We start from the raw sequence: 11083 nt of genomic DNA, 5'->3' as shown, positions 1-11083 counted from the left end.
GGCTACTATATCCAAATGAGTGAAGGCAACAAGCGTTCATATGTGTCTAAACGGCGCCAGCAGAACGCCGAGGAAACACGGCGACGGATTCTGGCGAGCGCTCGCAGACTGATCGTGTCGAAGGGCTTTGGGGGCGCGAAGATCGAAGAGATCGCCAACGAAGCAGGGGTAGCCGTGCAGACCGTCTACTCCGTGTTCGGGTCCAAGCGCGGTATACTGCTGGAGTTGCACGACCACCTCGCCGCAGAGGCGGACTTGACGGCGCTTCAGGCCGCTCTCGCTGCTGCCGAAGGCAATCCTCCCCAGCAACTTCGCGAGCGGATCGCATTTAACATGCGCTACTATGCCCGTGGGGCTGATCTGATCGAGGCGGCCCGGTCGGCGTCAGGCGTCGACCAAGGCCTGCAGGAAATGTGGGAGCGTGGTGAGGCGCGGCGACTGGAGCGGTTTGCCGAACTCGTCGCTAAGTGGGATCGAGATGACGTGCTGGTGCCGGGTCTGAACCGAGACGAGGCAGTCGACATCTGGTGGGCGTTGGTCAGCCCGGATATGTACCGGTTGCTCGTTTTGGAGCGGAAATGGGACGAAAAGCGGTTCGCCGATTGGGTGTTTGGGAAGCTGGCCCAACTCCTATTCGGGTGAGGGGATGGCACCGTTGCCCGCCACCGTCGGCACCGGCCCCGACGTGTCCGCCGTTCATAACCGGGCAGATAGGCACGTCAAGTCGGGAGAGAAGGGAACTAAACCGTTTCGTTATTCTTTGGTAAGACCCGCGGCATCGCACCTGGCGAAACCGCCTCCTCAAACTACGCGCGCTCAGCCCGACCCGTGACGAGCTCGGCGGCAGAACTCCGCGTCACGGCTCCAATCCTAGCCCCCCTCACATCTTGGCAGCCCACATGCGGAACCGTCCCTGGCCGGTGAGTTCCCGAATGAGCCCCGCCTCGGCCATGATGTCGAGGTTGCGCTGGACGGCGGCACGACTGGCCCCGGTGATCGCCTCGGCCATCGGCGCGGAGAGAATGGGCCAAGCCGCCAAGGCATCGGCAAGACGCGGCGGAGTGCGCCCGGAGAGACCCGCGAGACGGCGGCCGGCCCGCGCCCGCCAGACGTCGAGCCGATCGAGGTGAAGAAGCGCGGCGAGCGTCGCCTGTTCCGCCCCGTCGAGCCAGCGCGCAAGCCAGGCCGCCACCCCACCGTCACGCCGCAACGCCTGCGGGCCCGCGAGGAGCAGCGGCAGGAAGACCGCCCCGCCCGAGGAGGTCGCGGAGCGCCCGCGCGCGCCCTCCGCGGCGAGCCGCGCCGCAGTTACGAGGGCCTCGACGGTGGCTGCAGGCCCCCGCGGGGACACCTCCGCCAGATCCCAGAGCACCAGACCCCGGGCGGCCCGCAGGAAGGGATGCAGCGCGTCCTCAATGGCAACGGCCTCCCGCCAGTCCTCCAGACGGCCAGGCAGATCCGCGTCGCCCGTCTCCTGCCGCCCAAGGAAGCTCTTCAGATCCTCGACCGTGCCGCCCGGCCCCGGCCCGCCGGCCATCCGCCGCACCGCCCAGCCCGCCCGGGTCAGGGCCTGAGCATCGTCTTGTGCGCCCGCCAGCCGCAATGCGACCCAAAGCGCCAATCGGTCCGGGGTGATCCGATCCCCGGCATGCCAGGAGAGTTCCGCCACCTCCAGGAGCGCGAGCCGCTGCCGGGCCCCCTCCCCTGCCCCGCGCAGCCGCTCGTCGAGCGCGCCGAAGAGCGTAGCCGCCCGCGCCAGTGGCACCGCCAGCGCGCCCTGCGCCGCGACCCACTCGGCCGGATCCGCGAGCACCGTCCGATCCGCCCGCGGCAAGGGCGCCCGCACGATCTCGTCCGGCTCGAGCTCCACCGGTCCCGGCAGGAACCAGAGGTCCTCCTCGGCCGCCGGATTGGGGTCTGAGGGGGAATTCGGACCAGAGAGAGGGCGTTGGATGGGCGTCATGACAACTGTTTAGCATATGGAGCGCGCGTTTTCATCTGGTTTTGCGCATGAGAGGCAGTGTGCGGCGGCGCCGCCATTACACTTGATAAGTCCGGCTTATCGCGTGTATCAACATGGGCCCGCAAATCTGGCAGGCTCCCGGCAGAACCCACGCGAGATCCTCGATGATGTCAGCTGCTGGCGCCCTCCAGAAGCGTCATGCCAGGAAGCCCCGCGGCCTTCCGGTCCAAGGTCAGCGTGCGCTGACAGCCGGCCTCCTGGCCGGTCAGGGCAATCATCTGATCGGCGAACCCTGCCCCGCCCTGACGATAGCGTACGGCCGCCCGGCCGACGCGATCCGCGGCCTCGATCACCAGTTCCCGCGCGCCGAGCAGCCCGTCGATGGCCTCCGCAATTTCGGGCCGCGACAGGTGATAGGCCCGCTCCAGGACCCAGACCAGTTCGATCATCACCTCGCGTCCAATCCAGCCCGGCTCGGCCGCCGTCAACCGGCCAAGCGCCTCGGAGGCCAGACGACCTTGCCCCGGATCGTCCTGGGTCAGGAAGCGCACCAACACATTGGTATCGAGGCCGATCATGCGCCGCGGGCACCCTGGGCGATGGCCTCGTCCATCTCTTCGAGCGTCACGGGCCCCTGCCCCGGCCGCTTCAGCAGACCGGAGAGCTCCGAGACCGGCCGCTCGCGCATCAACCGCACCTCGCCGTCGTCCAGGATGACATACCGAAGCCGGTCCCCGGGCTGGAGGTCCAGCGCCTGCCGGATCGCCTTGGGCAGGGTCGTCTGGCCCTTGATGGTCACCGTCGACTCGGCCATCGAACGATCTCCTCGGAATGCGTTTGTGAAAACTGCATTACACATAGCCCTTTTGCCTTGTTCCCGCAAGGCCACGCCTGCCCTCCCCATGAGGTCCCTCCATGCCCCCTGCCCTTCTGCTTCCCTCCTCCGCCACCTTGACCGCCGAGGACGAGGCCGCGCTGACGGATCTCTACCGGCGAGGCACACCTGAAAACACGATCCGGGCCTGGGAGCGCGATCTGGCCTATGTCGGCGCCTGGAAGGCCGCGGCCTTCGGCAAGGCTCTGTCCTGGCCCGAGGAGGAGCGCGTGGCGCTGCGCTTCGTCCTCGATCATTCCATCGATCTCACCGAGAAGCCGGGTTCAGCACAGGAGGTGGCCCTGGAGCTGATCGCGGCCGGCCTGCGGCGCACCCTCGCCTGCCCGGCGCCCTCGACCCTCGATCGCCGCATCGCCTCTTGGCGGGCCTTTCATCGCATGAAGAACCTGCCCAATCCCTTTGCTGCTTCGCTGGTCGCGGAGGCCCGGGTGAAGGCGCGGCGGGCCGCCGCCCGGCCGATCGTCCCGAAATCCCCCCGTCCACTGACCCGCGACGTCCTGGAGACGCTGCTGGCCACCTGCGATGACAGCCTGCGGGGCCTGCGCGACCGCGCCATCCTGATGCTCGGCTTTGCCTCGGGCGGTCGCCGGCGCAGCGAGATCGCTAAGCTCTATCGCGAGGACATCGGCACGGACGAGTTCGAGACCAAGGGACTTCTCTGGATCCGGCTCCTCGAGACAAAGACGACGAAGAAGGACGAGGCACCGAGACTGCCGCTGAAGGGGCGGGCCGCTCGCGCCGTCATGGGCTGGATCTACGCAGCGCGGATCGAGAAAGGGCCGCTCTTCCGCCCGGTCTCCAAGGCGGACCGGCCCCTGCCCCGCCCGCTCTCTCCCGACGGGATTCGGACCATTCTGCGCTACCGGCTCGAACTGGCGGGCCTTCCGGTGGATTATGCCACCCCACACGGGCTTCGCTCAGGCTTCCTGACTCAGGCGGCTCTCGACGGAGCGCCGCTCGCCGCCGCCATGAAGCTTTCGCTCCACCGCTCCGCCATCCAGGCGCAGAAGTACTACGCCGATGTGGAAATCGAGGAGAATCCGGCGACGGCACTGTTGGGGTAGGGGATCTCCCTCGGTGAAATTGGCCAGAGGAGGCCAATTCGCACGGTTTCGCCGCGAAACCTCAGCCGAGCCGCTTGCGGAGATCGCCCAGGATTGTCTCTAGGAGCGTGTCAGAGGCCCCCGCCCCACGCAACCTCAGCGAAAAGCCGTCACCGTGCCGCGCGGTCTCGACTACGAGCCCTGCCGCAAGCTCCTCACCCTCCGGCTCCGGACGTACCTTTGGGCGGCCGCCGCGGTCCGAGGGCCTCCCACTGGCCTCGGCTTGCCGAACGGCAGGCTCCAATGCGGCCCATTCCAGTTCCGCAGTCGCCGGCTCCGCAGAGGACAACGCCATGCGCAACACAGCCGACTGGCCCTGTCGCAAAACGCTCGCGAGACGGAGCCCATTTCGTTCGGAAATATCGGTCGGAAAGGAAAGTAGGTCCCCCAGTTCCTCATGCACCAGCGCGAAGCTACGAATCTTAGAACGCTTGGCCTTCGAGGCCGGCGCGAAGATGGAGTCGACCGCCGCCTCGATCGAACCGAAGGCACCTTGAGCGGTAGCGACGACGGCGATCCGCCCGCGCTCGTAGGGCGTGAGCTGGGCGCGCTGTTCGTTTTCCTCGACCATCGCTGCATAGGTCTGTCCGGCCTCACCTGGCGGCCGGATCAGAGCGCGGACACTCTGCCACCGGGCCGGATCCTCGGCGTGAAGCTGGCGCAGGACGGTGACGCGGCGGAGACCAGAGATCAGGCCATAATGCCCCTCCTCCAACATTACCACCTCGACCGGTAGCCGCAGACCGTTTGCACGGATCGAAGCCCGCAGCTCATCAAGCTCCACCGGCGACATTGCCATCCGGTCGCGTACTAGGTGATCTGTCTCGATCGCGTCGAGCGGAAGATCACGCAGCACACGCCCTTCCGCCTCAGCCGCTCGCCAACTGTCTGCGGCCGCGGATGCCCCGGCGATGGCCGCGCGGGCCTCTGGCGCGAGCGGTACGAAGTCACGCGCGATGTCGCCCGCGACCTGGGCGATGGGCGCGGATATGCCCATCCGATCGGCCACAGGTTTCGCGGCGAAACCGGCCTCCAGATCCGCCAGTTGGGTCGTATCGGGAGCTTCCAATCTCCGACGCTTGGCCATTTTATGCCTCCTTCGCCAGTTCTGCGTCGCGCCACCAGGCACCGAGCAGCAGTTCCTTAAATTCCGCATAGGTTCTGTCGAAGGCCTCGCGGCCTCGCAGATAGGTGTCACGATGGAAATCGCGGTAATCCGCCTCGTAGATTCCGTTCACCTGCTCACCGGCCTGCCCGACGAGCGCGGTGAACTCCTGCCGATAGGCATTCATGAAGTCGCCGAAATAGGCCTGAATGACGTTCGCGAGGTCGGTCTGCTGCGAGGCGTCGAACCGCGTGATGATGGCACGTACCACATCCCATTCGAACTTTACTTCATCGAGGCCCAACTGCCGACGCTGCGCGTTTTCGCCATCCTCGATTGAGGCAAATGTGGCGTAGAGCATATCGAAGAACCGGCCCGTCGAATCGAACTCCAGGAAGGAGGCTCCGAGCGGAACGAGAAGGATATCAGCCGCGGCAAGAGAGTTGATCGTTAGATAACCCAGGGCAGGGGGAGTATCGAGGAAGACGATATCGTAGTCGTCCAGGATTCCCTCGTCATTCAGGAAGTTCCCGAGCGCGTCCCAAAGTGGCCACGTCCGCAGCCCCATGCGCCAAACTGGAATCTGGAACTCCGCCCAGTAAAGGTTCAGCTGCGCGCCAATCAGATCGATGTTCGGCCAGTGCGTAGACTGGATAAGGTTTCGCGGCGAAACCTCCAGAGCAGCGGTAAGGGTCTCGTCGAGCGGTAGGGCAGGGGAGCCGGACGCGGCCCGCACGGCATTCTCCGCCTGCACTGCCTTGGCGTAGTCTTTGGCAATCAACGGGAAGACCGTCTTCCATTCGTCTTCAACCGCTCCCCCGAGGATCGAGGTCATAGAGGCCTGGCTGTCGAGATCGATGACCAAGACCTTATAGCCGTCTAGAGCCGCTGCCATGGCAAGGTGGGCACAGGTCGTGGTCTTGCCTGACCCGCCCTTGAAGTTGGCAACCGCACAGATCTTCGCCGGCAGACCCTCGGGGCGCCACGGACGATACTCCTTCGCCGAAGAGCCTTCGGTCGCAAAATGGTCACGGAGCGTCAGAACCTCTTCCAGAGTGAACCATTTAGCCCCCGCCTCGCCCTCACCCTGGGGTAAGTCCGCATTGGCCTTGAGAACGCGTCGCAGGTGCGCAGGCGCAACCGGGATCAGATATTTCGTGATCTCCCAAATCGAGAATCTGCGGAGCCGCTTCTTGCCGTCGGGTGCATAACCCCGACGAGCGAGATCGTCTCTGCCCTTGCCGCAGAAGGCCGCAGCCTTGGCGAATCGGGTCGTATCAACCGGATGCCCGATACGACTTGCCGCGCGGGCGGGATCAATGTTGAAATAGGGGGGCAGGGGGGCTGCCGGTGGCTTGCTCATGTATCGCCTCATCTAGCCATGTGCGCCTTAACGGCATCTATCGGTGGATTTATCGCACATCATACGCGACGTGGGAAGCACCAAGGCCAGCGCTCAAATTCACAGCCGGCGGCAGGGTTTCGCCGCGAAACCTCATCAATAAACCCAAGAAACAAAGCAACAATACCCAAGCCAAAGCGTTTATCTTCTTTGAGAAGATATAGAGTCTTTGCCCTAAAAAACTCATTTACTTTCAACGTGATACTGCCAACTCGGTACCTTGATACAGTGCCAAAGGTACCCGGATACGGTGCTCATGGTACCCGTTTGCAGGAAGAGCGGCACCCGCCTCCAGCCCATCGGGCACCCAAATCCGGGGGGCAAAAATGAGCCATTTTGACCGGTTTTTTGGTCCAAAATGCACATTTCCGACTCACCCGAGGCCCCCGATTCCGTAACGCGACTCGCCCGCCCGTACTTTGCCCTCAAGGGGACTCCTCCCCGCTCCTAAAGGTACCCGTCTCCGGTACGGTCCTATCACCAACCTCAGGTCCCTAGCCGATGCTTGCCCGAGGGTGCCTTTCGTGAGATATTCACAGGCAGGCGACGAAGAGCGCCAGAGGCAGAAGCGGGGCAGATGGCGATGCAGGACTCAATACCGCGCGAGAGGCTGACGGGGCCACTACGCCGCGAGTCGGTGAAGAAGAATGTCGCGGCAATCCATGTCTCGGGTAAGCTGACGCTCTTGCAGCGTAAGCTCTCCAACGTCCTCCTCCTCAATGCCTACGACACGCTGATCAGCCAGCCCAAGCACAGGATCGACGCCCGAACGCTTTGCCTGATGATCGGATATAACTCGAACGACCTCGACACCCTGCGCGACGCGCTGCGCGGCCTTGCCGAGACCGTCGCCGAATGGGACATGCTGGACGAGAAGGGTCGGCAGGAATGGGGCGTCTCAAGCCTTCTAGCCTATGCGAAGCTGAAGGCTGGAGTCTGCGAATACGCCTATTCACCGGCCCTCGCGGAGAAACTGCATGACCCGAAGGTTTTCGCGCTGATCAACCTGAACATCCAGCGGCGATTCACCTCGGGCCACGGGCTCGCGCTTTACGAAAATTGCTACCGATTTGTGCGCACCGGCAGCACAGGCTGGTGGGAGGTGGAGATCTTCCGCAGGCTCATGGGAGTCGACGACAGCGCTTATTATGAGACCTTCAAGCATCTCAACGCCAAGGTCATCAAGCCCGCGGTCGAGGAGGTGAACCGAACTTCGAACATCGAGATCACGCCAGAACTCCGAAAAACGGGTAGGGCGGTCTCCCACATTCGGTTTCGCATCAAGGAAAACAAGCAACTGGCCATGTTCGACATCGATGATGGGGCCGCTGTGCGGGCCTCAGGCACCTACGGGCGGCTGATTGCGCAAGGCGTGAGCGATCGTCTCGCGCGCCAGTGGATCCAGGAGCATGGCGAGGAGGAGGTGGGCCGCAAGCTCGATTATGTCTCCGGTCAGGCGAACGTGCGCAGCCCCGTCGGCTACCTTCGCGCGGCGCTGGAAGGAAACTTCGAGCCGCCTGTGGCCGAGGCCCCTTCGGAGGAGGCCCGGGAAGCCGCAGCCCGCCGTGCGGAGGCCGCGGCGAAAAAGGCCGCCGAGGAGGATGCGCGGCTGGCGGAGCGGGACGCTCGCAGGCGCCGCTACGAGGCGGTGGAGGCCGCCGCCGGCCGGCGCAACCCGACCCAGCGGGACAGCGACAGGCGGCTCTTCATGAGTCGGCTGGAGGGCGAGCTGGAGCGGGAAGATTTCCGGCGTTTCGGCTGGAAGAGTGCGTTGAACGCCTCGGCCATCTTTGCGTTCTGGGAGGAAATGCAGCCCGGGCTCTTCGACGCGGTGGAGGCGGGGTAGAAGGGTAGGGGGCACGCAGGCCCAGTGAGGTTGACCACGCGTGACCACACTGCCTCAGCCGGGAAAAGCAACAAACGACCGAGCCGGAAATCCCTCGGTTTCTCTGGGCAGAGCGCAATCAGGGAGAACTAAGAGCTGGGCATCGTGCGCGCGTGCTCTGTATTGTGCTAAGACGCTCCATGGAAAGAAACTTGTGATATGCAAAATGCCAGAATTTTGCGCACAATCTGACCTGAACCTGCGCTGCTCTTGAAGAATTCCCTCATGGCGCTGACGCCGGTGCAGGAAATCCACGCCTATGGCCGCATGAGGGTGACCGGAGCGAGCGTGACCGCCATAGCTCGCGCCTTCGCCGCAACCGAGCCGCATGTCTACCGCGGCTTCGCGTTGCCAAACCTACCCGCCCCGGTACTGGATGCGCTGGCCGCTGGCGAGATCTCTTTCGGCCGAGTTGCAGCTATTGCCGTGGCGTCCGACGGGGCGCTGGCCCTCGAAGTTCTCGCCACCGAGCGAGGGCGGGACTACGGTGCAAGCTGGATCATCGCCCGGCTCTAGCCGCCGGCGATCCGCTCGACCGACCGGCACGCTCGCTTCGTCGGGATAGAGGCCTACGTGGCCGCAGGCGGTAAGCTGACCCGCAATCTGTTCAGCGCGGCCGTCTTCTCGAAGACCCCGGCCTGCTGGATCGACTCTTCGCCAAGAAGTTGGACGCGGCGGTGGAATTCGTGACCTGCGCCGAGGGCTGGAAATGGGCCGAGACCTGTCTGCCGTGGGACTGCGCCAGCGAGCTCGGGTTGGCACGGATCTACGGCGAGGAAGCAGACCTGAGCGAGAAAGAGGCCAAGGAATACGACGAACTGGCCGAGCTTGCGAATGGCGAGGCGATGGACGAAGAATTCGAAACCCTGTTCGCCCAGCAGGCGGCGTAGTTCGATGGAGCCCAGAGGTCCAGCCCGTGGGGTTCACTCCAGCGCGCCAGGCGCTGGCGGGCTGCGTCCTCTTGGTGACGAACGCAGGCGAACTGACCCGTACCGAAGGGCTGGTGCAGTCTGAAGGTTCCGCCGCCGCCATCGAGGCAGGGATTCTCGCGCTGAGCCGCCACGACGGCGCCGGCGCGGTCAGCGGCAATGACCGCGTCACCCCGAACACACGGATGGGCGTACCAAGCTCTTCCTTCTGGTGATTACAAGTCAGCAACCCGGTCAGGATCGCGTCGCTCTGCCCATTCCCCAGATCGAACGCGCCCGCGCCCGGATCGATTCGCTCAAACGTGACAGGCCGGCCGCCAGCCACAAGTGGCATCCATCAGCCAGTCGGCAAAGCCGCGCGCGCCGAGAGACAAGCGGCCGAAGCTCCGACTTACAAGCCAGTAGGCACCACCTGGGATGGTAATGTCGAACGGACAGACGAGTTCGCCGCGTCGAACGGCTGCGCCCGCGAAGAGCTCGTCCGTTAGCGCAATTCCCTGGCCGGCGATTGCCGCCTGAAGCATCACGCCACTTTCGTTGAACATCATTCCCCTCTCTTTCGAGGGCGGTGCGACACCCGCGGCTGCGAACCAGTTGCTCCAGTCGTCGCGGCTGTCTTCGTGTAGCCGCGGCAGTGACAGAAGATCCGCCGGCGTTCTGATGTCAGTGGAGGACGCCAAGCTGGGCGAAAGAAATGCCGAAAGGTGAGTGTCGCAGAGCTTGCGTGCTTCCACTCTGGGCCAGTTGGTACGCTCCTTCGAATAGCGGATTGCCAGAACCGTGTCGTCATTGCCGAAATCGGCCAGACGGAGGTCGGCGTTCAGCACGATATCTGTATCTGGTGAGATCTGACGAAATGCCGACAGTCTTGGCGCCAGCCAACACGTAGCGAAGGACGGATCGCAGCTGACTGCGATCGTTTCAAACATTGGCCGACAAATTTCGGCGATGGTGCCTTCGATATTGTCGAACGCATCAGTTAGAGCCTTGAGTAACGACCGCCCTGCCTGGGTGAGGCGAACGCCGCGGTGGACCCGCTCAAAAAGCGGGACGCCCATTTGGGCTTCGAGGTCCCGGACCTGGCGGCTGACAGCCGCTTGCGAGACGCAGAGTTCCTCCGCCGCCAACGAGATACTTTCGACTCGCCCTGCTGCCTCGAAGGCGCGCAGGGCGGTCAACGGAAGGCGTCCGCGCCGCATATCGTATAACCTGTAGTTAACCGTATCGAACCGTATGCTCGTTTGAGCATCGCGGGCAAGTCGTCTTCTGTTGAAGGACAGGAGGCCCGGTATGTGGAAGAAGATATTCGCAATTTGGTCAGACACCATTCTCTTACGTGCGTTCATGCCGCCCAGTTGGCTGACGGCCGCACGCAGAAACCAGGGCGACCATCTGGATTTCTAGCGATGGCTCAGGGTGTGCGAGTTTCCGTGCAAATCGCTGCTATTCGAACCCGATATGGCATGAAATGCGTCAGCCTTCGCCGCGCCGCGCCGCGCCGCGCACCAGCGGCGGCAAGGTGCCCCCTCCCAAAGGTTCGGACCGATAGGTGCGGGGATCGGAAGCTGCCATTGGACATCGCTGGCGTCATCAGCGAAGAGGGTGGTATCCGGCTTTGGATGAGATCCACATTGCAAGCGATACGATTGCGCCGCCAGCCAGAGCAGCGGCGCCGCTTTGGATCAGCAAGAAAGGAACGGTCAGCATCCACAAGGCGAGCGTCATGGAGACGGCCTCTGCAAGGCCGCCGGGGCCTTGATGGGATTGCCAACTTGCTCGTGGTCCGACGTTGGCGTAGGTG

13 protein-coding genes are annotated in these 11083 nt (G+C 64.0%); 6 read left to right on the top strand and 7 right to left on the bottom strand.

The annotated features are described in order from the left end of the window. On the top strand, positions 1-642 hold a 642-nt coding region (locus EIP85_RS22210; RefSeq protein ID WP_206615633.1), incomplete at its 5' end, for a TetR/AcrR family transcriptional regulator. A 238-nt stretch (positions 643-880) separates the two neighbouring features. Here the strand turns inward: EIP85_RS22210 and EIP85_RS22205 are convergent. The 3 genes from EIP85_RS22205 to EIP85_RS22195 form a co-directional block, all read right to left on the bottom strand. Beyond that, a complete protein-coding gene (locus tag EIP85_RS22205) occupies positions 881-1963 on the bottom strand; it encodes a helix-turn-helix domain-containing protein (RefSeq protein WP_206615632.1) in 1083 nt (360 codons plus the stop codon). 170 nt (positions 1964-2133) lie between these two features. Then, on the bottom strand, positions 2134-2541 hold the full coding sequence (locus EIP85_RS22200; protein WP_127904393.1) for a PIN domain-containing protein: 408 nt from the start codon (positions 2539-2541) through the stop codon (positions 2134-2136). Continuing rightward, positions 2538-2777 (bottom strand): AbrB/MazE/SpoVT family DNA-binding domain-containing protein, encoded by a 240-nt coding sequence (locus EIP85_RS22195; RefSeq protein WP_127904392.1) that lies wholly within the window; start codon positions 2775-2777, stop codon positions 2538-2540. Before EIP85_RS22195 ends, EIP85_RS22200 begins: the two co-directional genes overlap by 4 nt. 101 nt (positions 2778-2878) lie before the next feature. On the opposite strand from EIP85_RS22195, the gene EIP85_RS22190 reads away from it, so the two are divergent. Next, entirely contained in the window at positions 2879-3922 is a 1044-nt protein-coding gene (locus EIP85_RS22190; protein WP_127904391.1) for a tyrosine-type recombinase/integrase, read from the top strand. A gap of 61 nt (positions 3923-3983) precedes the next feature. Here the strand turns inward: EIP85_RS22190 and EIP85_RS22185 are convergent, their stop codons facing one another. Beyond that, a complete protein-coding gene (locus EIP85_RS22185; RefSeq protein WP_164871866.1) occupies positions 3984-5048 on the bottom strand; it encodes a ParB/RepB/Spo0J family partition protein in 1065 nt (354 codons plus the stop codon). Between the two features lies 1 nt (position 5049). Then, entirely contained in the window at positions 5050-6429 is a 1380-nt protein-coding gene (locus EIP85_RS22180; protein WP_127904389.1) for an AAA family ATPase, read from the bottom strand. Between the two features lie 622 nt (positions 6430-7051). Here EIP85_RS22180 and EIP85_RS22175 point away from each other — a divergent pair. The 4 genes from EIP85_RS22175 (at position 7052) to EIP85_RS22160 (ending at position 9497) form a co-directional block, all read left to right on the top strand. Further along, positions 7052-8314 carry a replication initiation protein gene (locus EIP85_RS22175; protein WP_127904388.1) on the top strand — a complete coding sequence of 421 codons (1263 nt, stop codon included), beginning with the start codon at positions 7052-7054 and terminating at the stop codon, positions 8312-8314. Between the two features lie 249 nt (positions 8315-8563). Continuing rightward, positions 8564-8869, top strand: coding sequence for a hypothetical protein (locus tag EIP85_RS22170; protein WP_127904387.1), 306 nt, complete (start codon positions 8564-8566; stop codon positions 8867-8869). Positions 8870-9030: 161 nt separating this feature from the next. Continuing rightward, complete coding sequence (locus tag EIP85_RS22165) at positions 9031-9243, top strand: hypothetical protein (RefSeq protein WP_127904386.1); 213 nt, start codon at positions 9031-9033, stop codon at positions 9241-9243. Between the two features lie 26 nt (positions 9244-9269). Then, complete coding sequence (locus EIP85_RS22160; protein WP_127904385.1) at positions 9270-9497, top strand: hypothetical protein; 228 nt, start codon at positions 9270-9272, stop codon at positions 9495-9497. Between the two features lie 81 nt (positions 9498-9578). Here the strand turns inward: EIP85_RS22160 and EIP85_RS22155 are convergent, their stop codons facing one another. Continuing rightward, entirely contained in the window at positions 9579-10628 is a 1050-nt protein-coding gene (locus tag EIP85_RS22155) for a LysR substrate-binding domain-containing protein (RefSeq protein WP_206615631.1), read from the bottom strand. A 244-nt stretch (positions 10629-10872) separates the two neighbouring features. Continuing rightward, positions 10873-11083, bottom strand: a 211-nt coding sequence (locus EIP85_RS23115) for a hypothetical protein (protein WP_206615630.1), incomplete at its 5' end; no start/stop codon positions are given.

Source organism: Solirhodobacter olei (genome assembly GCF_004010155.1).
In the GTDB taxonomy this organism is placed as follows: domain Bacteria; phylum Pseudomonadota; class Alphaproteobacteria; order Rhodobacterales; family Rhodobacteraceae; genus Solirhodobacter; species Solirhodobacter olei.
Note: the sequence above shows the minus strand (reverse complement) of the source record. Positions and strands in the feature narration are given on the sequence as shown.